This is a genomic window from Calidifontibacter terrae, assembly GCF_054778835.1.
Window position 1 is genome coordinate 374443 of the sequence record NZ_BAAGZF010000006.1, and the last position, 22209, is coordinate 396651.

Annotated in this window: 19 protein-coding genes and 2 tRNA genes; 12 read left to right on the plus strand and 9 right to left on the minus strand. The window is 66.7% G+C overall.

The window, feature by feature from the left end; translation table 11 throughout:
• Positions 1–77: 77 nt before the first annotated feature.
• Entirely contained in the window at positions 78–1430 is a 1353-nt protein-coding gene (gene tig, locus ACYU98_RS09950) for a trigger factor (RefSeq protein ID WP_460468053.1), read from the minus strand.
• Positions 1431–1472: 42 nt separating this feature from the next.
• Positions 1473–1543 (minus strand) — tRNA-Gly (locus tag ACYU98_RS09955).
• A gap of 116 nt (positions 1544–1659) precedes the next feature.
• On the opposite strand from ACYU98_RS09955, the gene ACYU98_RS09960 reads away from it, so the two are divergent.
• The 4 genes from ACYU98_RS09960 (at position 1660) to ACYU98_RS09975 (ending at position 5073) form a co-directional block, all read left to right on the plus strand.
• Positions 1660–1736 (plus strand) — tRNA-Pro (locus ACYU98_RS09960).
• Between the two features lie 247 nt (positions 1737–1983).
• Entirely contained in the window at positions 1984–2217 is a 234-nt protein-coding gene (locus tag ACYU98_RS09965) for a lycopene cyclase family protein (RefSeq protein ID WP_460468054.1), read from the plus strand.
• Positions 2218–2224: 7 nt separating this feature from the next.
• Complete coding sequence (locus ACYU98_RS09970) at positions 2225–3568, plus strand: GMC family oxidoreductase (RefSeq protein ID WP_460468055.1); 1344 nt, start codon at positions 2225–2227, stop codon at positions 3566–3568.
• A gap of 5 nt (positions 3569–3573) precedes the next feature.
• The gene (locus ACYU98_RS09975) at positions 3574–5073 is read left to right on the plus strand and encodes an aldehyde dehydrogenase family protein (RefSeq protein WP_460468056.1); all 1500 of its coding nucleotides are present in this window, start codon (positions 3574–3576) and stop codon (positions 5071–5073) included.
• Between the two features lie 88 nt (positions 5074–5161).
• Here the strand turns inward: ACYU98_RS09975 and ACYU98_RS09980 are convergent, their stop codons facing one another.
• Positions 5162–6646, minus strand: a complete 1485-nt coding sequence (locus ACYU98_RS09980; RefSeq protein WP_460468057.1) for a long-chain-fatty-acid--CoA ligase — start codon at positions 6644–6646, stop codon at positions 5162–5164.
• Positions 6647–6749: 103 nt separating this feature from the next.
• Here ACYU98_RS09980 and ACYU98_RS09985 point away from each other — a divergent pair, with 103 nt between their 5' ends.
• A complete protein-coding gene (locus tag ACYU98_RS09985; RefSeq protein ID WP_460468058.1) occupies positions 6750–8024 on the plus strand; it encodes a PucR family transcriptional regulator in 1275 nt (424 codons plus the stop codon).
• On the opposite strand, the gene ACYU98_RS09990 is transcribed toward ACYU98_RS09985, so the two are convergent.
• The 3 genes from ACYU98_RS09990 to ACYU98_RS10000 all read right to left on the minus strand — a co-directional run bounded on the left by ACYU98_RS09990 (position 8021) and on the right by ACYU98_RS10000 (position 10368).
• Positions 8021–9049, minus strand: coding sequence for a PP2C family protein-serine/threonine phosphatase (locus ACYU98_RS09990; protein WP_460468059.1), 1029 nt, complete (start codon positions 9047–9049; stop codon positions 8021–8023). The genes ACYU98_RS09985 and ACYU98_RS09990 overlap by 4 nt on opposite strands.
• Positions 9050–9228: 179 nt before the next feature.
• Positions 9229–9699 carry a ribose-5-phosphate isomerase gene (locus ACYU98_RS09995; RefSeq protein ID WP_460468060.1) on the minus strand — a complete coding sequence of 157 codons (471 nt, stop codon included), beginning with the start codon at positions 9697–9699 and terminating at the stop codon, positions 9229–9231.
• Between the two features lie 15 nt (positions 9700–9714).
• Positions 9715–10368, minus strand: a complete 654-nt coding sequence (locus ACYU98_RS10000; RefSeq protein ID WP_460468061.1) for a mycothiol-dependent nitroreductase Rv2466c family protein — start codon at positions 10366–10368, stop codon at positions 9715–9717.
• A gap of 65 nt (positions 10369–10433) precedes the next feature.
• Here ACYU98_RS10000 and pepN point away from each other — a divergent pair, with 65 nt between their 5' ends.
• Positions 10434–13007: an aminopeptidase N gene (gene pepN, locus ACYU98_RS10005; RefSeq protein ID WP_460468062.1), complete on the plus strand. Its 2574-nt coding sequence runs from the start codon at positions 10434–10436 to the stop codon at positions 13005–13007.
• A gap of 94 nt (positions 13008–13101) precedes the next feature.
• Here pepN and malQ read toward each other — a convergent pair whose 3' ends face one another.
• On the minus strand, positions 13102–15228 hold the full coding sequence (malQ, locus tag ACYU98_RS10010; RefSeq protein ID WP_460468063.1) for a 4-alpha-glucanotransferase: 2127 nt from the start codon (positions 15226–15228) through the stop codon (positions 13102–13104).
• A gap of 67 nt (positions 15229–15295) precedes the next feature.
• On the opposite strand from malQ, the gene ACYU98_RS10015 reads away from it, so the two are divergent.
• The 3 genes from ACYU98_RS10015 to ACYU98_RS10025 are packed head-to-tail and all read left to right on the plus strand — an operon-like array spanning position 15296 to position 18375.
• A complete protein-coding gene (locus ACYU98_RS10015) occupies positions 15296–16204 on the plus strand; it encodes a mechanosensitive ion channel family protein (RefSeq protein WP_460468064.1) in 909 nt (302 codons plus the stop codon).
• On the plus strand, positions 16201–16611 hold the full coding sequence (locus ACYU98_RS10020; protein WP_460468065.1) for a globin: 411 nt from the start codon (positions 16201–16203) through the stop codon (positions 16609–16611). The genes ACYU98_RS10015 and ACYU98_RS10020 overlap by 4 nt, the downstream gene beginning before the upstream one ends.
• 51 nt (positions 16612–16662) lie before the next feature.
• Complete coding sequence (locus ACYU98_RS10025) at positions 16663–18375, plus strand: glycoside hydrolase family 13 protein (RefSeq protein ID WP_460468066.1); 1713 nt, start codon at positions 16663–16665, stop codon at positions 18373–18375.
• A 9-nt stretch (positions 18376–18384) separates the two neighbouring features.
• Here ACYU98_RS10025 and ACYU98_RS10030 read toward each other — a convergent pair whose 3' ends face one another.
• Both ACYU98_RS10030 and ACYU98_RS10035 read right to left on the minus strand, forming a co-directional pair.
• Positions 18385–19005 carry a hypothetical protein gene (locus ACYU98_RS10030; protein WP_460468067.1) on the minus strand — a complete coding sequence of 207 codons (621 nt, stop codon included), beginning with the start codon at positions 19003–19005 and terminating at the stop codon, positions 18385–18387.
• Complete coding sequence (locus ACYU98_RS10035) at positions 19002–19448, minus strand: acyl-CoA thioesterase (protein ID WP_460468068.1); 447 nt, start codon at positions 19446–19448, stop codon at positions 19002–19004. The genes ACYU98_RS10030 and ACYU98_RS10035 overlap by 4 nt, the downstream gene beginning before the upstream one ends.
• 49 nt (positions 19449–19497) lie before the next feature.
• On the opposite strand from ACYU98_RS10035, the gene ACYU98_RS10040 reads away from it, so the two are divergent.
• From ACYU98_RS10040 to ACYU98_RS10050, 3 genes are all read left to right on the plus strand, one after another.
• Complete coding sequence (locus tag ACYU98_RS10040) at positions 19498–20451, plus strand: acyl-CoA thioesterase (RefSeq protein WP_460468069.1); 954 nt, start codon at positions 19498–19500, stop codon at positions 20449–20451.
• A 35-nt stretch (positions 20452–20486) separates the two neighbouring features.
• Positions 20487–21074: a GNAT family N-acetyltransferase gene (locus ACYU98_RS10045; protein ID WP_460468070.1), complete on the plus strand. Its 588-nt coding sequence runs from the start codon at positions 20487–20489 to the stop codon at positions 21072–21074.
• A 166-nt stretch (positions 21075–21240) separates the two neighbouring features.
• On the plus strand, positions 21241–22137 hold the full coding sequence (locus ACYU98_RS10050) for a SpoIID/LytB domain-containing protein (RefSeq protein ID WP_460468071.1): 897 nt from the start codon (positions 21241–21243) through the stop codon (positions 22135–22137).
• The last annotated feature ends 72 nt before the right edge of the window (positions 22138–22209 follow it).

Consider the following 22209-nt stretch of genomic DNA (forward strand, 5'->3'; position numbering starts at 1 on the left):
CGCGCACCACAAACACGGCAGGGCGCGGGCCCCCTGTCGGGTGCCCGCGCCCTGTGCGCGTCGGGTGAACTATTCGGTCAGGCGTCGGTCTTGTCGGCGTCGTCGACCTCGACGTTTTCGACAGCGTCGGCGTCGGCGTCATCGTCGTCCTCGACCGCGTCCTCATCGGTGTTCAGCGCGTTCAGGTCGACCGCGTTGCCGTCAGTGTCGACGACCTGGGCCTTCTCCAGGATGGAGGCCAGCGCCTTGCGACGGGCAACCTCACCCAGCACCTGAGGAACCTGGCCCTGCTGGTCCAGCGCCTGCGCGAACTGGTTGGGGTCCATGCCGTACTGCTGGGCGGACATGATCAGGTATTCGATCAGTTCCTCCTGCGAGACCTGAACCTCGTCGTCCTCGACGATGCGGTCCAGCAGCAGCTGGGTCTTCAGGCCCTTGCGGGTCGACTCGTCGACCTCGGCGCGGTGCTCGTCGTCCTCGAGGCGGTCTTCGCCCTCAAGGTGGCTGGTGATCTCGGCCTCGATGATGTTCTCCGGCAGCGGGATCTCGACGGTCTCGAGCAACTGCTCGAGGACCTTGTCGCGAGCCTGCACACCCTGCTCGAAGCGCTTGGCGTTCTCGGCCTGCTTGGTCAGGTCTGCGCGCAGCTCCTCGACCGTGTCGTGCTCGGAGGCCAGCTGGGCGAAGTCGTCGTCGACCTCGGGCAGCTCGCGCTCCTTGACACCCTGCAGGGTGACGACGCAGTCGGCGTCTTCGCCCTCGTGGTCGCCACCGGCCAGCGGCGCGGAGAAGGTCTTGGACTCACCGACGGGCAGACCCTCAAGGGCCTCGTCCATGCCGGGGAGCATGTTGCCCGAACCAATTTCGTACGAGATGCCCTCGACGGCGTCGATCTCCTCGTCGCCGATTCCGGCCTTGAGGTCGATCGTGACGAAGTCGCCGGACTTGGCGGCGCGCTCGACCGGCTTGAGGGTGCCGAAGCGCTCACGCAGCTTCTCCACCTCAGCGTCGACGTCGGCGTCGGAGACGGCCAGCGGGTCGACCTCGACCTTGAGGGTCGAGAAGTCGGGCAGATCGAAGGCCGGGCGAACGTCGACCTCGGCGGTGAACACCAGGGGCTCGTCGTCGGTGGCCGGGATGCTGGTCACGTCGACCTCGGGCTGGCTCAGCGGACGCAGATCGTTCTCGTCGACGGCCTTGCCGTAGAACTCCGGCAGCGCCTCGTTGATGGCCTCCTGCAGCACCGCGCCGCGGCCGAACCGCTGCTCGATGATGCGCGCGGGGACCTTGCCCTTGCGGAAGCCGGGGATCTGCACCGAGTTGCCGATGGAGGCGTAGGCCGCATCCATGCTCGGCTTGAGCTCCTCGTACGGCACCTCGACGGTCAGCTTCACGCGGGTGGGGTTGAGGGTCTCGACAGCGCTCTTCACGTTCAGGCACTCCAAAGGTTGTGGATCAGGGACTTCGTGCAGAGCGGGCGACGAGAATCGAACTCGCGTAATCAGTTTGGAAGACTGAGGCTCTACCATTGAGCTACGCCCGCATTGTTGAACTCCGGCTCAGTTCCGCCCCGCGCATCCGCGGACCCGGGCTGTGGCGTTGCTCACCGAGGGGTTAGCCTACCTACTCGACGGACCGCTTCCCAAACCGGTCACATCACGGGGTATGGCGCAGCTTGGTAGCGCGTCCGCTTTGGGAGCGGAAGGCCGCCGGTTCGAATCCGGCTACCCCGACCACCGTCCTGGGCTGATTTGCCTTGCCCTTCGACCCGTCGGCAGGCGACCTCGCCGGCGGGCTCCGCATTGATCGCCGCATCACTCCCGCAGATCCCCCAACCGCCCTGAGCCGTGCGCTCCGTTGTGGTCGGCCCACAACACCATCCGCTGAACTCTGTGACCCAACCCGGGGCCCTGTCGAGCCCACCCCGCGCAGACTCGTGTGACCACGATCACATCGGATCAATTCACGTTTGCGAGGCAGCACATGACAACAGACGACCCGGCAACCGCGCCCGAGACTCAGCCGTACGACTATGTGGTCGTCGGCGCCGGCTCAGCAGGCTGCGTGCTCGCGGCCCGCCTCACCGAGGACCCGAACGTACGAGTCGCCCTCATCGAAGCCGGCGCCGCCGATACCGCCGACGAAATTCACATCCCGGCGGCCTTCGGTTCGTTGTTCAAGAGCGAGTGGGATTTGGGACCTGGACACCGAGCCTGAACCGGAGTTGAACGGGCGCCGCGCCTACCTTCCGCGCGGCAAGATGCTCGGCGGCTGCAGCTCGATGAACGCGATGATCTACATCCGGGGCAACCGAGCCGACTACGACCAGTGGGCAACCGACGGCGCCACCGGGTGGTCCTACGACGAGGTGCTCCCCTACTTCAAGCGCGCCGAAGCCAATGAGCTGCACCACGACGACTTCCACGGGACCGACGGTCCGCTCACCGTTTCCGAGAGCCGGTCGATGAACCCGTTGTGCGACGCCTGGGTCGAAGCCGCGATCGACGCTGGTTTCACCCACAACCAGGACTTCAACGGCGCCGACCAACTGGGCGTCGGCCGCTTCCAGGTCACCCAGCGCGGCGGCATGCGCTGCAGCACCGCAGTCGCCTACCTGCACCCGGTGATGGACCGACCAAACCTCACCGTGTTGACCAACGCCCACACCAACAGGGTGTTGCTGGAAGGGACCCGCGCGGTCGGCGTGGAGATCAGCCAGGGCGGCGAACTGAAGCAGATCAAGGCCGAGCGCGAGGTCATCCTTTCTGCCGGCGCGTACGGCTCGCCCCACCTGCTGCTGCTATCCGGGATCGGACCGGCGGAGCAACTCACTGCCTTCGGCATCCCGGTGGTGGCCGATCTGCCAGTCGGCGAACGGCTCCAGGACCACTACATGGTGATCCTCAACTACCTGACCGACCGCGAGACCTTGATGACGGCCGCGAGCGCCGAGAATGTCGAGTTGCTGCAGACCTCGGGCAAGGGTCCGTTGACCTCCAACGTCGGCGAGGCCGGTGGCTTCTTCGAGACCCGCGAGGGCTTGTCCGGACCCGATGTCCAGTTCCACTCCACGCCTTGCCTGTTCATGCAGGAAGGCTTGGGCGCGCAGGTGGTCCAAGGCTTCGGCGCCGGGCCATGTGTGTTGAAGCCGACCAGCTCCGGAACGCTCACCTTGCGGTCGGCCAACCCGCTGGTCGCCCCGCGGATCCAGCACAACTACCTCGGCAGTCAGGAGGACCGCGACAGCATCGTGGCTGGCCTGCGCATCGCCCTCGACATCGCCGCCCGACCGGCGATGAAGGAGGTCATCACCGGCGACTACGTGGTGCCCGCCGGCTCCACCGACGAGGAACTGCTCGAGTTTGCCCGCCGCGCCGGCCAGACGCTCTACCACCCGACATCCACCTGCAGCATCGGCCACGTCGTCGACGAGCAGTTGCGGGTTCTGGGCATCGACGCCCTCCGCGTCGCCGACGCCTCGGTGATGCCCACCGTGGTCCGCGGAAACACCAATGCTCCGACCATCATGATCGGCGAGAAGGCCGCCGATCTCCTGCAGAACAGGTGAACCAGATGAGTGACTACCAGATGTACATCGGCGGCGAATGGGTCGACACCCAGGACAGTTACGCCGTACGTGCCCCGGCCACGGGCGAGGTGACTGCGACGGTCGCCTTCGGTGACGTCAGCCATGCCGACGCGGCCGTGGCCGCTGCCAAGGCCGCCCACCAGGACGGCACCTGGCGCCGGATGACCGGCGAGCAGCGCGCCGATGTCCTCGACCGAATCGCCGACAGCATGGCGGCGAAGGCCGACCACCTGGCGACCCTGGCGACCGGCGAGAACGGGGTGACCGTCCGGACCGCTGGTGCCTTCCATATCGGTTTGGGCATCGCCAACCTGCGGGTCTTCGCCAACCTCGCTCGCGGGTTTGAGGTGGAGACCGTCAACCCGATGGCACCGGAGAGTGACGATGCGAAGTCGATGATTCGCCGCGAGCCCATGGGGGTTTGTGCCGGGATCGTGCCGTTCAACTTCCCCTTGGTGTTGGCCGGTTGGAAGATCGGTCCGGCGCTAGCTGCAGGCAACCCGTTCGTCCTCAAGTGTGACGAGAACACCCCGCTCACCTTGCTGGAGCTGGCGAAGTCGGCGCAGGAAGCCGGCCTCCCGCCAGGGGTCCTGAATGTCATCACCGGGCCGGGCGAGACGGTCGGGTCGCATTTGGCCCGCCATCCGGACGTCCGCAAGATCGGCTTCACCGGATCGACCGAGGTGGGCAAGCTGGTGCAGACCGCAGCGGCCGACAACCTCAAGCGAGTCACCCTCGAGCTGGGCGGAAAGGGCCCCAACATCATCCTGGACGATGCTGATCTCGACCTGGCGATCGACGCCGCGATCTACGCCTTCCTGATGTATTCGGGCCAGGTCTGCGAGTCCGGCACCCGACTGCTGGTGCCGGCTGGCCGACACGACGACATCGTCGACCGGTTGATCCGCCGTGTGAAGGACGTACGGATCGGCGATCCGAGTGACCCGGCGACAGATATGGGCCCCGTGGCATCGCTGGACCAGAAGAAGCGGGTTGAGTCCTACCTCAAGATCGGCGTCGAGGAAGGAGCCACCATCGCCTACCAGGGCGCACTGCCCGATACGCCGATGTTCCGCGACGGAGCTTGGGCGGCGCCGACGATCTTCACCGGTGTCACCAACAGCATGCGGATCGCCCGCGAGGAGGTATTCGGACCGGTGCTGGTGGTCATTCCGTACGCCACCGACGAGGAAGCCATCGCCATCGCGAACGACAGCGAATACGGATTAGCCGCAGGCGTTTTCGGTTCACCTGAGCGCGCGCAGGAGGTGGCTCGGCAGCTCGAGGCCGGCACCGTTTGGGTCAACGACTGGCATGCCGGATTCCCGTTCAGTCCGTTCGGCGGCTACAAGCAGAGCGGCATCGGTCGCGAGCTAGGACCGGATGCATTGAACGAATACACCCAGGTCAAGACCATGCATGTCAGCAAGGACCCCGCCTGGTCCAAGCACGGTTTCGCGCTGGTCCTGCCGCCGCCCGCCTGAGTTGTTACCCCGACCGATACAAACCGGCGGTCCGTCCACGATTCGTGGTTGGGCTGCCGGTTTGTCTGGCCCGGTCTAGCCGGCTGGGTCAGGCCCCCGGTTGCTGCACCTCGCGACGCAAAATCTTGCCGGTCGGGCCCTTGGGCAGGGAGTCCAGGATCCACACCTCGCGCGGGTATTTGTACGCGGCGACGCGCTCCTTGACGAAGGCGCGAATCTCCTCGGGGCTGGCCGATGCACCTGCCTTGAGCGACACCGCAGCGGCCACCTCTTCACCCAACGTGGGGTGTGGAATGCCGACCACCGCCACCTCGATGACCGCCGGGTGTTCGTAGATCACCTCTTCGATCTCCCGCGGGTAGACGTTGTAGCCACCCCGGATGATCAGGCTCTTCTTGCGATCGACGATCGTGTAATAGCCGTCATCGTCCCGGGTGGCGAGGTCACCGGTGCGCAGCCAGCCGTCGACGATGGTCTCTGCGGTCGCCTCGGGCAGCCCCCAATAGCCCTTCATCACGTTCGGCCCCTTGATGAGAATCTCGCCGACCTCGCCGGGCGCTGAGTCGACCACCTTGCCGTCGACGTCGTCCGCGACCAGGCGCAATGACACGTCCTCGACCGGCACCCCGATCGTGCCGGCTTTGCGCTCCAGCTGCGGATGGTTGAAGCAGGCAACCGGCGAACTCTCGGACAGTCCGTAGCCCTCCAGGATCTTCGCCTGGAACGTCTCCTCGAACGATCGCAACACCTCCACCGGTAGGGGCGCTCCCCCAGAGATGCAGGTGCGCAGCGTTTTCAAGGGCTGCCCGTCGTTGGCTTGCAGCAGGGCCGAATACATCGTCGGCACCCCGATGAACACCGTCACCTCATCGCGACGGATCACTTCCAACGCGCGAGCGCCGTCGAACCGGGAAATCAGCGTGAGGCAGGCACCCACCGCGACCCCCGCATTCAAGCCACAGGTGAGGCCGAAGACGTGGAAGAGCGGCAGACACCCCATCACCACATCAGCGGGGCCGATCTCGGTCAACGTACGGGCGGTCACCGAGGCGTTGCGGGCGATGTTGTCGTGGGTCAGTTCCGCGCCCTTGGGCTTACCGGTGGTTCCCGAGGTGTAGAGGATCACCGCGGTGTCCTGGTCGTCGCGGGGCACGACGTCCTGCGCTCCGGGCGGCAGGTCGGTGCCTTCGGCCACCACCACGACGTCGCGGGTTCCGGTGACCGCGCAGGCGGCGGCCGCGTCAGCAGCCGTCGCGGCAACGGTGAACAGGAAGGTGGCGCCGGAGTCTCGCAAGTAGAACTCGATCTCGGCAGCCTTGAGCAGCGGGTTCATCGGCACCACGGTGCCGCCAGCAAGTTCGACGCCGTAGAAATGCACCGCGTACGCCGGGACGTTGGGCAACAAGAGCCCCACCCGGTCGCCGGGACGCAGCCCAGCCTCGACCAACCAATGGCCCACTGCTTGAGCTTGCGCGAGCAGTTCGGCATACGTCAGCACGGTGTCGTCGAGTCGTACGGCCGGGCGGTCGCCATAACGCTCGGCAGCGTTGACGAGGTTGGTTGCGAGGTTCATCGCCCTAGCCTGCCGTTGTTCAGCCGACCGGGCACGATGGGTCAGACACAGAACCACCTGGAGTCGACTGTGGTCGAACCACAAGCGGCGTACGCTGCCAGCCATGACCGCGAGGACCGCCCGGACCGCCCGCCCAGCGGCAGAAGCGACCCCGCTGCAACGGATCGTCGATCACGTTGAGGAGCGGTTGCCCGAGATTGTGGCGACCTCGGTAGAGCGCTACTTCGAGCAGGTTCCGGCCTACGCCGCCAGTCCCGACCCACAGTTGCGAGCCAACGCAACGGTTCACACCCAGGCGGTGTTCGAGGCCGTCTTGCGCACCCTGCGCGAAGAGCGAGCCGCCGAACCAGCCGACTTCCCGGTGACCGGGCAGCAGGCGCTGCGCCGGCTACGCGCCGGACTGACGGTTGCGGATTTCCTGGCTGGTTTCCGCATCGGTCAGGTCACGTTGTGGGAAGGGATCGTCGCCGCTGCTGGCGAGTCCCCGACGGCCCGGGCGCTGGCCATCGACGCGGCCGCTCATGTGATGCGGGTGATCGAGGTTGGCAGTTCGGTGGCTGCCACCGCGTTCGTGGCCGCGCAGCAGTCCGAACTGGCCGAGGACGACCGGATCCGCCGGGACCTGATCGAGGACCTCCTGGTCGGCCACACACCCAGCCCCGGCCCGCGGGCGGCCTTGGCCAAGGCAACCGGTCTCACCCCAGATGTTCCGGTGATGGTGGTGGTGGCCGAGTCGGCTGCCCCACTACGGGTCGGCCACAGCTTGCGCTCCGTGCTGACCACCGTGCGCGCGACGCTCGGCTCAGGCGCTCAGGGTGTTGCTGCTATCCGCCAAGACCAGATCGTCGGCATCCTGCCGGTGACCCGGGAAGCCACCGCACTACTTGAGGGCCTCAACCGGGCCCACCGGCTGGTCGCTCGGCAAGGCATCCAGTTGATGGTTGGGGCCAGCACCATCCACCCCCAGCTGAGCGGGGCGCCCGCCGGATTCCGGGAGGCGCTCCTGGCTAGCCAGTCGCTGCGCGGAGAACCAGGGGTGCGAGCCCTCTGGGCGCTTTCCACGCTGGACTATTTGGTAATCCAGGCGGACGACACCGCGCACCGGTTGATTCGGCCCGAGTTGCGGCGATTCATCGAAGAGGACGCGGAGCGCGATGCTGGCCTCGTTGACACCCTGTTGGCCTATATCGCCCACGATCTCAACGCCAAGACGGCCGCCGAGCAGTTACACGTCCACGTCAACACGGCCTACTACCGCCTCGACCGAATCGCCGAACGAACCGGCTGCGATCTGCGCAGCTTTGCTGATCTGCAAGAAATGCTGATCGCCATCCGGCTGCTGCGGGCGGACGGCGCCGACCCACTGGCCGGCCGCTAGCCCCGATAGATGATCAGGACCGTACGGTCGTCGGCTTCGCCCGAGCGCGCCTCGTCACAGATCCGAGTTGCAAGACCCTGCACGGCTCCACCGGTGAACTCCCGCTCAGCAATCCCGAGCAGACGGTCCAAGCCCTGACTGACGTCGGTATTCGGATCTTCAACGAGTCCGTCGCTGTAGAGCAGGATCGCGTCGCCGCGCTCCAAGACGCCGTGATAGCGCGGGTAGTCATCGTCGTGCTGGTCTTCCAGGATGCCCAGCACCACGCCGGGATGAACGTCCATCGCACACCAGCGGCCCGCGCCGCTGTGATACCGAACAGCCGCCGGGTGGCCCGCCGAGCCGAGACTGAACTCACCGGAATCCAGGTCGACGGACAGGTGGGTGGCGGTCGCGAAACCGTCGTTCCAGCCCTGTCGGACCAGGTAGTCGTTCACCGCGGGAAGGACAGCTGAGGCTTCCAGGGCGCCGACGAGACCAGATACCGCTCCACCCAGGAGCACCGCTCGGCTGCCTGCGGTCGACCCCTTCCCCGACACATCGAGAACCGCGGCGTTGAACCGATCACCTTGTCGGCAGCCGACAACAACGTCGCCACAGAAGGAGTCGCCGTAGGCCGGTTCGACCTTCGCATCGACCGTCCAGCCCGGGGGCATCGGTGGCATGTGGCTCTGCACCTCATGGCGACGACGCAGATCTGTCAGCAGGGTGCTTGCGGTCTGTTGTGGCAGACCGGCGCGGTCCCACACCCGGTCGAGCAACACCACGACGCCCATGGTGACGATCAATGCAACGGCGCCTGTGAGCGGTCGGCCGGACACCTTGCCTGGCTCGACAAACGCGACGTAACAGTAGACAGCCGTGGTGATTCCGAAGGATGTGAGCAACCAGCGCCCACTGAGCAACAACCCGCCCAGCAGAACGGCCGGGGCGAACACCAGGTAACTGGTCGGCATGCTCCGGAAGAGGAACACCAGACCAATAGTGGCCGCTCCAATCGCGCCGGTGACGGTGCGGTCGGTCACTCGCACTCGTTCTGCCCGAGTCGCGACGCGATGGTCCCCCACCCATGACAACGGCCTCGCAAACCAGGCCGGTGCTATCGGCTGTTGGGTCCCCATAAGCACAAACGGTACGGCGTGGTGCTGCTCACACCTAATGACTTGACCAAGGCTTTACCAAGTGGCCGGGATTGAAATCTCAATCACTTCGATTCTGGCGGTATCGTGCCAGTTTTTTCGTATTCGGTGACCATGTCGAGCCGCCGCTGATGGCGCTCGGCCCCGGTGAAGGTGGTCTCCAGGAACACCTTCACCATCGCTTGGGCCTGCTCTTGGGTGTGGAACCTACCGCCCAGCGAAATGATCTGAGCGTCGTTGTGTTCACGGGCCAATTGCGCCAACTCGGTGGTGTAACACAACGCCGCGCGGATGCCCCTCACCTTGTTGGCGGCCATCTGCTCACCATTACCGGATCCGCCCAGCACCACACCGAGGGAGCCCGGGTCGGCTGCGACGCCCTCGGCCGCTCGCAGGACGAACACCGGGTAGTCGTCTTGGTCGTCATATTCGGCCGCGCCGTGATCCACGACCTCGTAGCCCTGCTCAGTCAGCCACTTCACGAGGCCGCGCTGCATGTCGTAAGCGGCGTGGTCGCCACCGATGTGAACTCGCATGTGTTCCAGTGCCTTTCAGCTGAAGTCGGGCTCAGCGGTGCGGCTGCGCTTGAGCTCGAAGAAGCCCGGGGTCGATGCGACCAGCACGCAGCCGTCAAAGAGTTTGCCGGCAGCCTCGCCCTTGGGCGCAGGGGTGACGACGGGACCGAAGAATGCGACGCCCTCAACGCTGATCACCGGAGTGCCGACGTCGTCGCCGACAAGGCTGATCCCGCGTTCGTGCGAAGCGCGCAGCAACGTGTCGATCTCATCGCCGGGCGCGTTCTCACCGAGCTCGATCAGCTCTGGCGGAAGGCCGACCTCCGCCAGCGACTCGACGACGACCGCACGCATGTCGGCGACGTCTTTCCCGCGCTGGCCGAGGTGCAAGCGGGTGCCGATCGCGTCGTACAGCTTCTTCTTGACGTCGTCGCCGTGATCACGCGCCGCGGCAATGACGGTGCGGACCGGGAGCCAGCCGCGGTCCAACATCGCGCGGTAACCGTCGGGCAGATCCCGTCCTTCGTTCAGGACGCTGAGGCTCATCACCGACCAGGTGATCTCGACGTCTCGCACTTGCTCAACCTGCATCAGCCAGCGGGAGGTCATCCACGCCCACGGGCACAGCGGGTCGAACCACATCTCCACCGGAGCTTTCGAGGCTTGTGTGTTCTCAGTCACGACCGCCATCCTGCCAGTCGCACCTGGATGACACGATGAGGGCTGTGTCACCCCTCGAAACAAGGAGCCCACAGGTGTCAACGACGAACCTCACGCGCGCCGAGGCCACCGCCCGCGCCGCTGCCGTTTCCGTGCAGTCCTACGAGGTCGAGCTCGACCTCACCACCAGCGCCGAGACCTTCGGTTCGCGCACCACCATCCGCTTCACGGCCGAGCCCGGCGCCCAGACCTTCCTTGACTTCGTGGGTGGCAACGTCACCTCGCTGGTCGTCAACGGCACGACGGTCGACGCGGCTGCGAGCTACGACGGCGCCCGCATTTCGCTGCCGGCGCTCGCCGCCGAGAACGAGGTCGTCGTTAACGGCAGTGGCCGCTACATGAACACCGGCGAGGGCCTGCACCGCTTCGTCGACCCGGTCGACCAAGAGGTCTACCTCTACTCGCAGTTCGAGGTGGCTGACTGCCGCCGGATGTTCGCGGTCTACGACCAGCCAGACCTGAAGGCGACGTTCCAGTTCACCGTGACCGCTCCGGCCCACTGGCAGATCGTGTCGAACCAGCCCACCCCGGAACCGACCCCGTCGGCCGCGCTCTGGACAGACCCAACCGGCGCCCAACGCGCTACGGCCGTCTGGGCGTTCTCCCCCACCCCGGTCATGTCGTCCTACATCACCGCTCTGATCGCCGGTCCGTACGACGTTGTGCGCGACAGTGTCGCCACCCGCGGCGGCGAGATTCCGCTGGCGATCTACTGCCGGCGCTCGCTGCGCGAATTCCTCGACGCCGACAACCTGTTCGACTGCACCAAACGCGGATTCGACTTCTTTGAAAAGGAATTCGACTGCGCTTACCCGTTCGAGAAGTACGACCAGATCTTCACCCCGGAATACAACATGGGCGCGATGGAGAACGCCGGCTGCGTGACCATCACCGAGACCTACGTCTTCCGCTCGAAGGTTCCCGACGCTTTGGTCGAGCGCCGCGCGCTGACCGTCCTGCACGAGCTGGCCCACATGTGGTTCGGCGACCTGGTCACCATGAAGTGGTGGAACGACCTGTGGCTCAACGAGTCGTTCGCCGAGTGGGCCTCGACGGTCTGCCAAGCCGAGGCGACACAGTGGACCGACGCCTGGACGACGTTCTCGATCTTGGAGAAGACCTGGGCCTACGACCAGGACCAGCTCTCCTCGACCCACCCGATCGTCGCCGAGATCAGCGACCTGGAAGATGTCGAATCCAACTTCGACGGCATCACCTACGCCAAGGGCGCCTCGGTGCTCAAGCAGTTGGTCGCGTTCGTCGGTCGCGATGAATTCGTTCAGGGGCTGCGGTCCTACTTTGCGAAATACGCGTGGGGCAACACGACCCTCGCCGACCTGCTCGCCGAACTGGCCGCCGCGTCCGGCCGTGACCTCGATCAGTGGTCGCAGCAGTGGCTCTCTACCGCTGGCGTCAACACCCTGAGCCCGAAGGTCGAGGTCGACGAATCCGGAACCATCACCTCGTTCACGATCGAGCAGACCGCGATCGACGCGCAGCCGACGCTGCGCGCGCACCGCCTGGCGATTGGTTCGTACGAACGCCAAGGCAACGCGTGGGTCCGCACCAACCGCGTCGAGGTCGACGTCGACGGTCCGTCGACGCAGGTGCCGGCGCTCGTCGGCAGCCGCCACCCAGGCGTCTTGCTGGTCAACGATGATGACCTCGCCTACGCCAAGATCCGTCTCGACGAGACCTCGCAGGCCAACATCATCGAGGCCCCGACCGGCTTCGACTCGCTGCCGCGGGCGCTCGTCGTCGGCGCTCTGTGGGACATGACTCGCGACGCCCAGTTGCGGGCCCGCGACATGGTCGGTGTTCTGCAGTCGTTGGCCGGAACCGAGGACAACTCGGGTCTGCTGCGGATGTACCTCGGGTCCCTGCGCCAGCTGACCGAGCTCTACGTCGCCCCGGATGCTCAGGACGACGTCCGCGCTCATGTCACCGCGACCTTGCGCACCCTTTCGGAGCAGTCGGCCGGTGGCAGCGATGCCCAGCTGCAACTGCTGCAGGCCTTCGCGGCCTACGCGAAGTCGCCCGACGACGTCGCGTTCGTGCAGTCCTTGTTCGACGGCTCCGCGACCCTTGACGGTCTCGCGGTCGATCAGGACCTTCGGTGGAGCCTGCTCACGTCGCTGGCCACTGCCGGCGCGGCGGGTGAGGAAGAGATCGCCGCGGAAGAACAGCGCGACGCCACCGCCACCGGCAAGGAACGGGCGGCCACCGCGCGCGCTGCGATCCCAACGACCGAGGCCAAGGAAGCTGCCTGGCAGCGACTGGTCGAGGACCCCACCGTTCCGAACCAGACCATCGCGGCCTTGGCTCGCGGTCTACAGCGCACCCACGACCGGTCCGCCTTGCAGCCGTTCGTCGAGAAGTACTTCGCGATGCTGACCGACCTGTGGACCTCGCGCACCTTCCACATCGCCTCGACGATCGCCGAGCTGGCCTACCCGGTGGCCTTGGCCTCGCCGGAGCTGTTGGCCCGCACCCAGCAGTGGATCGACGACAACCCGAAGGCCCAGTCGGGCCTGGCACGCGTTGTGGCCGAACACCGCGACGGCGTTCAGCGGGCGGTGAACGTGCAGGCGTACGACGCGCAGGGCTGATCCCCCCGCGGCGCGCCAACTAACGACAAACCCTGCAGGGAAACCTGCAGGGTTTGTCGTCGTTAGTGCAGCGTTTGCGAGGAGGGGTCGCGAGTCAGTCGCGGGTCTCGCGCTGGTTCACGCAGCGGATCAGGCGCTTGGCGCGGCGGCTGATCATCAGTTCGTCCAGGGTGACCAGGCGATGGTTGCCATCGGCCAGCGGCAGTCGCCAGTTCGGATACTCCTCGTCGGTGCCCGGCTGGTTGATGGTGCGCACGTCGCCGACAAGGTCGTTGACCGAGACACCGAGCATCTTGCTGGGCGCCCAGGCGAGGTATTTGTGCAGCGCGTCGACCTGGTCCTCGATCGACCCGCCCTTCTTCAACAGCCCCCGCTCGCGCAACTCGGCCAAGACGGCCTCGCGCTGGGCGTCGTCTTCGGCGATCTCTTCATCCAGCGGACGGGTGAGCAGGTCGAGCTCATGGCGTACGGCGATGTGTTCGCCCTGCAGATATCCCGCGGTCGGCGGCAGATCATGGGTGGTCACGCTGGCCAGGCAGAGCGACCGGTAGGTCTCGGGGTCCTTCGGCGCGATGCCGTCCTTGCGTTCGAACCACAGGATCGAGGTACCGAGCAGGCCGCGTTCGAGCAGGTAGTCACGAACCCAGTCCTCGACGGTGCCGAGGTCTTCACCGATCACCACGGCGCCGGCGCGCTGCGCCTCCAAGGCCAGGATGCCGACCAGCGCCTCGTGGTCGTAGCGGACGTATGTTCCCTGCGTCGGCAGTTCGCCGCGCGGAACCCACCACAGGCGGAAGAGGCCGAGGATGTGGTCGACCCGCAGGCCGCCGGACATCGAGAACGAGGTGCGCAGCATGTCGCGGAACGGGACATAGCCCAGTTCGGCGAGCCGATCGGGGCGCCACGGCGGCTGGCTCCAGTCCTGACCGAGCTGGTTGTAGTCGTCCGGCGGTGCGCCGACGCTGACTTCGTGAGCGAGCACGTCGCCGAGCGCCCACGAGTCGGCGCCGCCCGGGTGGACCCCGACGGCAAGGTCGTGAACCACACCGACGCCCATCCCGGCCGCGACGACCTCACGCTGCGCGTCGGCAAGCTGCGACTGAACGATCCACTGCAACCAGCACTGGAACTCGACCTCTTCGGCGAGGCGCTCACGTTCCTTGGCGACGGCCTCGCTGCGCGGGTCGCGCAGCTCCAGCGGCCATGTCTCCCAAGGCAGCCCACGGTCGACGACGATGGCCGACCAGGTGGCGAAGTCGAGCAGGCCTTGCCCCTCGCGCTCGGTGAACTCCTCGAAGTCGCGGGTGCGCCGGTGGGTGCGCTCGCTGCGGAACAGCATCCGCAGGGCAGCGCGTTTGGCCTCCCACGAACCGTCACGGTCCAGCTGGGAGAGTTTGTTCAATCGGCGGGCGTCGTCGCTGTGCCACTCGATGAGCTGGTGTTCGGCGGCCGAAAGGTAGCCGATCTCCGGCACCTCTTCGACGCGGATATACATCGGGTTCACGAATCGGCGCGAGGTGGGCAGGTAGGGCGAGGGCTCCATCGTGGCCACCGGCTCCGCGGCGTGCACCGGGTTGATCAGAACGAAGTCGGCCCCCTGTCGAGCACCCCAGGTTCCCAGCTCGGCGAGGTCGGCCGAATCACCGATGCCCCAGGACCGCTCGGAACGCACCGCGTAAAGCTGCGTCATCAGACCCCACACCCGGTCGTTCGCCAGTGCCGCCGGCAGGCTGACGGTTTCCGGCGTCACGATGACCGAGGTCGCATGGGTTTTGCCGCCGAGGTCGACCTCGAGGGCGTGGTAGCCCAGCGGCAGATCCCCGGGAATCTCAAGCGTCGCCTCGGCGAGGGTGACCCCGTCGATCTCGCGCGGCTCGACCCACTTCTCAACGGTCGCGAGGTCGCGGACCCGGCCGTCCTCCGTACGCAGTCGGGCCTCGAAGTCGGCGCCCTGCGGGGCGTGGACCGGAACCCACGGCGTCCAACCCTGACGCAGCACCACGACGCGCGGGAGAACTCGGCGCCATCCATCAAGCGCCTTGTCCTGCAACGCCTCCCGGGCACTTTCCTCGGTCGACGCGTCGACACCGAAGGCGGCCAGCACGGTCACGATCGTCTCGCTGGAGACCTGGATGTGGTTGCCCTTCCAGTCCCAGTAGTCGGTGGCAATCGCGTAGGCGCGGGCGAGGTCGACCAGGGTCGTGGAGGGGGCTTCCGGCATGCGCGCAAGTCTCGCACGCCGACGCTCGTCGTGCGGCGGCTGGCACCGGCCCTGCGAAGATGGCGGCATGCACGCCTTCCGAGCCGCCGACACAAGCAACACGACCTTCTGGGATCACGTCGTTGGCACCCCCCTGATGATCGCCGGAATCGTCATCGTCGCCGTCTTGGTGCGCTGGATCGTGCACCGTGCGATCGGCAAGGTCACCCGAATGATGGAGGACCGCAGCCGCGACCACGTCACCGCGACCGGCCGCGCGACCCGGGTCATCCGGCAGGCCACCGGCCTCGACAGCGAGCGCCGCCGACAGCGCGCCGCGACAGTGGGTTCCCTGCTGCGCTCGATCTCAACCGTGGTGATCTTCGGGATCGGCGCGCTGACGATCATGGCCCAACTCGGAGTCCCGCTCGCGCCGTTGCTGGCGTCGGCCGGCGTGGGCGGTGTCGCCCTCGGTTTCGGCGCGCAGAGCCTGGTGAAGGACTTCCTGTCCGGGATCTTCATGATCATGGAGGACCAGTACGGCGTCGGCGACGTCATCGACACCGGCGAGGCGATCGGGACGGTCGAGGAGGTCACGCTGCGCGTCACCCGGCTGCGCGATGCCAGCGGAGTGGTTTGGTACGTCCGCAACGGCGAGATCGTCCGGATCGGCAACCGCTCGCAGGGCTGGTCGGTGGCCACCATCGACATCCCGATCGGCTACAACCAACCGGTCGAAAAGGCGCTGGTGGTGCTGCGTGAGGTGTGTCGCACGATCGATGACCAGGAGCCTTGGAAGAGCGCACTGCTCGAGGAACCAACGGTCGCGGGGGTCGAGTCGGTCACCGGCGGAACCATCACGTTGCGGATCCTGGCCAAGACCGTTCCGGGCGAGCAGTACGCCCTCTCCCGCGAGGTCCGCGAACGATGCAAGGTGGCGCTCGATGCGGCCGGGGTGCACGGCCCCCAAATGCCGTTTGGGAGGATGACCCCGTGACCGAGCAGAGCACGTACTACGAGTTGTTCGGCGGAGAACCCACCTTCACCCGGTTGGTGCACCAGTTCTACCGCGGCGTTGCCGACGACCCCGAACTGCGCGCGATGTATCCCGAGGAAGACCTCGGGCCGGCGGAGGTGCGGCTGCGGATGTTCCTGGAGCAGTACTGGGGCGGCCCGACCACCTATTCGCAGGAACGTGGCCACCCGCGGCTGCGGATGCGACACGTGCCGTTCGTGATCACCCCCACCCAGCGCGACCGCTGGCTGCTGCACATGATGAATGCCGTCGACACCCTCCACCTGGAGAAACCGCTCGACGACCTGTTGCGCGACTACCTGACCCGGGCGGCCTATTCGATGGTGAACGCCCCTGAGCCGGACAGTCGCGAACTCCCCCGCGCCTGAACGCAGTCGGCTGTTTTGCCACACCCGGGTCGGACAGTCAGAATCGTCGACGTGTCAACCAACCTCGACCTCACCCTGACCGGCCGCGAGATCCACTCCGCGGCACCCGATAACGCCTGGTGGCGCACCGCGGTGATCTATCAGATCTACCCGCGGTCCTGGGCCGATGCGAATGGTGACGGCGTCGGCGACCTGCCCGGCATCACGGCTCGGCTGCCCTACCTACGCGACCTGGGCGTCGACGCGATCTGGCTTTCGCCGTTCTACACCTCACCGCAGGCCGACGCCGGCTACGACGTCGCCGACTACCGCAACGTCGATCCGCTCTTCGGCAACCTCGAGGACGCCGAGAAGCTGGTGAAGCGCGCCCACACCCTCGACCTGCGCGTCATCGTCGACCTGGTGCCGAATCACACCTCCGATGAGCACGTCTGGTTCCAGGCGGCGCTGCAGGCCGGCCCGGGCTCCGCCGAGCGGGAGCGTTACGTGTTCCGCGAGGGCAAGGGCGTCGACGGCAACGAGCCGCCGAACAACTGGGAGAGCGTCTTCGGCGGTCGGGCGTGGACCCGGGTGACCGAGCCCGATGGCAGCAAGGGCCAGTGGTATCTGCACCTCTTCGACCCCAAGCAGCCCGACCTCAACTGGGACAACCCGGTCGTCCGCGAGGAGTTCGAGTCGATCCTGCGATTCTGGCTCGACCGCGGCGTCGACGGCTTCCGGGTCGACGTGGCCCACGGCCTGATCAAGGCCGAGGGGCTGCCTGACTGGGCGGGTCCGATGAACATGCTCGACCTGAACGACGCCACCAAACAGCACCCGCCCATGTGGGATCAGGATGGCGTCCACCCGATCTACCAGGACTGGCGCTCGATCCTCAACGGTTACAACACGACCGCCGACCACAGCCTCGACCGCATCCTCTGCGCTGAGGCCTGGGTTGACCCGCCGTCGCGCGCCGCGTTGTTCGTGCGCCCCGACGAGTTCCACCAGGCGTTCAACTTCGACTTCCTGCAAGCCCCTTGGCGCGCAACGGATCTCGCGACGATCGTGGCGCAGTCGTACGAAGCGAACGACTCCGTCGGCGCGCCGACCACGTGGGTCTTGAGCAACCACGACGTCGTACGCCACGCCAGCCGGCTCGGTCTGCCCATCGGCACCCCCCGCCCCAACGGCATTGGCGCCGACGACCCGCAGCCCGACGGCGTGGTTGGTCTGCGACGCGCCCGCGCGGCCACGACGTTGATGCTCGCCTTGCCCGGTGGTTCCTACCTTTACCAAGGCGAAGAACTCGGTCTGCCCGACCACCTCGCCATGCCGAACGACCAGCGCCAGGACCCCGCGTTCTTCCGCACGAAGGGCAAGGAGAAGGGCCGCGACGGCTGCCGGGTGCCGATGGCGTGGGAGGCCGACGCCCCGGCCCTTGGGTTCAACACGACCGGTGAGTCCTGGCTTCCGCAGCCGAGCAGCTACCGCGACCTCGCCGTCGATCAGCAGGTGGGTGTCAAGGGCTCGACACTGGAGCTCTACCGGACCCTGCTGGGGCTGCGTCGCGAGCTCGGTTTGGGCGACGGCAGCATCGAGCAGCTCGAGTCGCCGGCCGACGTGCTGGCCTACCGGGTGACCAGCGGCGAGCGCGTCGTCAGTGTGGTCCTGAACCTGGGCGCCGAGCCGCTGGCGCTGCCGGCCGACGCGACGGTGCTGGTGGCAAGTGAGCCGAACGTGGTCGACTCGCTGCCGACCGACACCGCGGTGTGGCTCGGCTGATCGAGCCGGTTACACCTTCGCCAGCACGTGACCCGTGGGGGTGCTCAGGCGCCCCCACGGTCCGGCGCGGTGCCAGGTGATGGTGCCCTCCCCCAGGAAACCGAGGGCCTCGGCGCCGAACGCGACGCCTGCGGGCATCCCTGCTTCGTTCGTACGACCCCAGACCCGCGCGCGCAGCGTCGCCACCGCGGCGGCTCCGGCGCCGTCGGGTGTTCCCGCGGCCACCTCATCGATACCGGCGCGAGCTGTCGCCGCCACGCTCTCCCGATCGAGGACACCGATCGTCTCCCAGCCCGTACGAGGTGGGGTGATGGCCACCCACGGGGGCCGAACCTCGTTGGGCGGCAACGAGATCCGCACGCCAGCATCGCGCGCGAAGCGATCTCGCAGCGCGACAAGGGGCACCGTCACATCAACCGAGGCGGCCTCAGCGAGTTGCCCAACACGCAGCCCCAGAACGGTCCCGCTGCGGGTCAACCCCTGGCCGGGCAACACCTGAACCCACGTGGCCAAAACCTGGCCACCGGCCTGCAATCGGGCGGCGCCATCGGCGTCGAGCCGCAAACCGCGGCGTACGAAGGTCGCCAGGTCTGCCGCAGCGCGGTCGTCTTCGAGCAGCAGCTCGGTCATCGCGAACGCCGCTTCATCGCAACCTGCGGGCCGGCGTAGCGCGCGAGATCGTTGCGCATCTCGGGAGTGAGCCGCGCGGGGCGACCGGAGGCGAGATCAACCGCGACCAGCGTGGTTTCCGAGCGCGCGTAGAGCTCACTGCCGTCCGCGGCGCGCATCTCATAACCCAGATCGAACGAGGCGCCGGCGACTCGGGTCACCCACATCGCGACGCTGATCGTCGGGCGATAAGGCATCTGCCGCAGGTAGTCGATCTCGGTGCGGGCCACCATCAGCGGCTGTTTGTCATGGCCCAGATCGCCGAACCATTCCCGCATGCCGATAACGCGGGCCTCCTCCAGCAACCGGACAAACTGCACATTGTTGACGTGTCGGTTGGCGTCCATATCGGACCACCGCAGCGGCACATCGACGGAGTAGGGGCGGGTTGAGTCGTCGGACATGTGGCCATCATCGCAAGACCGCGATCGGCGCCTCGCTAGAGTCTGGCGCGTGAGCAGCGCACAGACCCCCGAACTCGACCCGGTCGCCGATCTGTTGGACGTCCTGGACCTCAAGCCCGTCGGTTCGACCCGGTTCGGCCCGGTCGATACCGCCGACGACCCCGATGCCGACCTGCACGTCCGAGAGTTGGAGATCTTCGTCGGCCGCAGCCAGACGACCCCGCAGGGCCGGGCGTTCGGTGGGCAGGTTTTGGCCCAGTCGCTGATCGCCGCCGGTCGCTCCGTGCAGGCCGTCGAGGGACTCGGCGACCGCGCGGTGCACTCGCTGCATGCCTATTTCATCCGGCCGGGTGACTCCCACGAGCCGATCCGGTTCGCGGTCGAGAACCTGCGCGACGGCAACTCCTTCTCGGTGCGCCGGGTCTATGCGATGCAGAACGGCGAAACGCTGCTGTCGGCCACTTTGTCGTTCCAGGCCCCCGCCGGAGGTTTGGACCACCAGGCGCCGATGCCGTCGGTGCCCGACCCGGACCGGGTTCGTACGACCGCCGAGGAACTCGAAGGGATCGACCACCCGGTCGCCGACCACTGGCGTAGCCGCGCGGTCGACGTACGCACGGTCGAAGGTGCCTTGTTCTTCAAGCCGGGGCGCCAGCAGAACGCGGCGCAGAACGTGTGGATGAAGACCACCGGCGCGCTGCCGGACGACGCGCTGATCCACGCCGCGGTCATGGCCTACTCCTCGGACTACACGCTGCTGGAGTCGGTCCTGCGCCGTCACGGGCTGGTCTGGAGCGACCGGCGGCTGCGCCCTGCGAGCCTGGACCACTCGATGTGGTTCCACCGCCCCGGCCGGGTCGACGAATGGCTGCTCTACCAGCAGGAGTCGCCGTCGGCCTCGGGCGGTCGCGGGCTCGGCATGGGCAAGATGTTCAGTCTCGACGGAACGCTGCTGTGCACCGTCGCTCAAGAGGGCATGGTCCGGGTCAAGGAAAACGGCTGACCCACAGGGAATCCACTGCCTGCGAGACTTCCGGTATGCGCCTGGAACCCATCACCCTTTCCGGTCGACTGGTGCGGCTCGAGCCGCTCTCGATCGACCATCACGACGGCCTGGTCGAGGCCACCTCCGACGGTCGGATGTGGGATCGCTGGTACACCTCCGCGCCGACCGTCGAGGGCGTACGAACACAGATTGAGCAGCGCTTGGAGCTGCAACAGCGCGGCGAGATGCTGGCATTCGTGGCCGTACGACAAGCTGATGACGCGGTCTTGGGCATGACCAGCTTCTACGACATCCAGCCCGCAGTTCCTCGCCTGTCGATCGGCTACACCTGGAACCGCGAGTCGACCCACGCCACCGGGACCAACCCTGAGTCCAAGTTGCTGCTGATGACGCACGCCTTCGAAACGCTCGGCTACACCGCGGTTCGTTACGAGACGAGTTGGTCCAATCAGCAGTCGCGCGCCGCGATCGAGCGGTTGGGAGCGCGACTGGACGGTGTCCTGCGCGCCGATCGGCTGGAGTCGAACGGAGCCCTGCGCGACACGGTCGTCTATTCGGTTCTTGCCCATGAATGGCCGGCAGTGAAGTCCGGTTTGCTGCATCGTTTGCGTCGTCGCTGACCCGATCGCGAGCATGACGAAGGGTCCCGGGTGGGTCCCGTTGCCGGACAGCCTGGATCCGGTCATTGGTCGCATGGCCGCGAACTCCCTGTCTGCCTAACGTCGTTGACAGCCCCGCAACTGCGGGCGCCGGACAGAAATGCCATGTATGCCAAGGGAGTTCGTCATGCGTTCTATTACTCGTGTTGCCACCATCGGTCTGATCGGTCTGGGGTCGGTCGGCGCTGCCGCCCCTTCGTACGCCTCCGGTTCCACCGGCACCGGAACGGCCACGGTGGCGATGACCGCCGCCGCGACCACCGGCTGTGACGGCTTCTCCAGCAACACCACCGCGCCCAGCACCATTCGGGTTCTGCGCACCTCGACCGGCACGGTTCAGACGGTGAGCTTCCGCAGCTACGTCGCCGACGTGCTCGCCAAGGAGTGGTATCCCTCCTGGAACAGCGCGTCGTTGCGAGCCGGGGCAATGGCCATCAAGACCTACGCCTGGTATTTCGCCAATCACTCCGGCGCCAACCGCCACAACGGAGTTTGTTACGACGTTGACGACTCCCCTGCGCACTACCAGATCTACGTTCCCGGCTCCGCGACCGCATCGACGACCGCTGCGGTCAGCGCGACCTGGTCGACCCGGATGACCAAGAGCAACACCATTTTTGCGGCCTACTACTGCTCAACCGCCAACCCGTGTCCGACACCGGGCTACCTCGGCGGCAGCATGTCGCAGTGGGGCTCGAAGTCGTTGGGCGACAAGGGATACACCTGGCAGAACATCGTGAAGTACTACTACGGCTCGACGGTGCAGCTCACCGGCTCGTCGACGACCACCATCAGCAACCTCGCCGATGCCGCCTGCCCGTCGTGGATCCAGCAGGGGCAAACCAGCGCTTGCGTCGTCCGGTTGCAGAAGTTGCTGAACTCCAAGCAGGGCTCCGGTCTTGTTGCCGACGGAATCTTCGGCGCCCAGACGGCGACCGCGGTCAAGAGGTGGCAATCAGCCCATCACCTGGTGGCTGACGCCATCGTCGGCGCCGCAACGAAGGCCAGCATCGACCCGCGGTGAACCCTGCGCGAGCAGTGGTGCTGTCAAGGGGCGGCACCACTGCTCGGAATACCTCCCCGCACGTCCGGTTGA

Bases quoted from the DNA above. Each gene is read 5' to 3' on its own strand.
- ACYU98_RS09965 (WP_460468054.1), top strand. From the start codon at position 1,984: ATGACAACAGACGACCCGGCAACCGCGCCCGAGACTCAGCCGTACGAC.
- ACYU98_RS09975 (WP_460468056.1), top strand. From the start codon at position 3,574: ATGAGTGACTACCAGATGTACATCGGCGGCGAATGGGTCGACACCCAG.
- ACYU98_RS09980 (WP_460468057.1), bottom strand. From the start codon at position 6,646: ATGAACCTCGCAACCAACCTCGTCAACGCTGCCGAGCGTTATGGCGAC.
- ACYU98_RS09985 (WP_460468058.1), top strand. From the start codon at position 6,750: ATGACCGCGAGGACCGCCCGGACCGCCCGCCCAGCGGCAGAAGCGACC.
- ACYU98_RS09995 (WP_460468060.1), bottom strand. From the start codon at position 9,699: ATGCGAGTTCACATCGGTGGCGACCACGCCGCTTACGACATGCAGCGC.
- ACYU98_RS10000 (WP_460468061.1), bottom strand. From the start codon at position 10,368: ATGGCGGTCGTGACTGAGAACACACAAGCCTCGAAAGCTCCGGTGGAG.
- malQ (WP_460468063.1), bottom strand. From the start codon at position 15,228: ATGCCGGAAGCCCCCTCCACGACCCTGGTCGACCTCGCCCGCGCCTAC.
- ACYU98_RS10015 (WP_460468064.1), top strand. From the start codon at position 15,296: ATGCACGCCTTCCGAGCCGCCGACACAAGCAACACGACCTTCTGGGAT.
- ACYU98_RS10030 (WP_460468067.1), bottom strand. From the start codon at position 19,005: ATGACCGAGCTGCTGCTCGAAGACGACCGCGCTGCGGCAGACCTGGCG.
- ACYU98_RS10035 (WP_460468068.1), bottom strand. From the start codon at position 19,448: ATGTCCGACGACTCAACCCGCCCCTACTCCGTCGATGTGCCGCTGCGG.
- ACYU98_RS10045 (WP_460468070.1), top strand. From the start codon at position 20,487: ATGCGCCTGGAACCCATCACCCTTTCCGGTCGACTGGTGCGGCTCGAG.
- ACYU98_RS10050 (WP_460468071.1), top strand. From the start codon at position 21,241: ATGCGTTCTATTACTCGTGTTGCCACCATCGGTCTGATCGGTCTGGGG.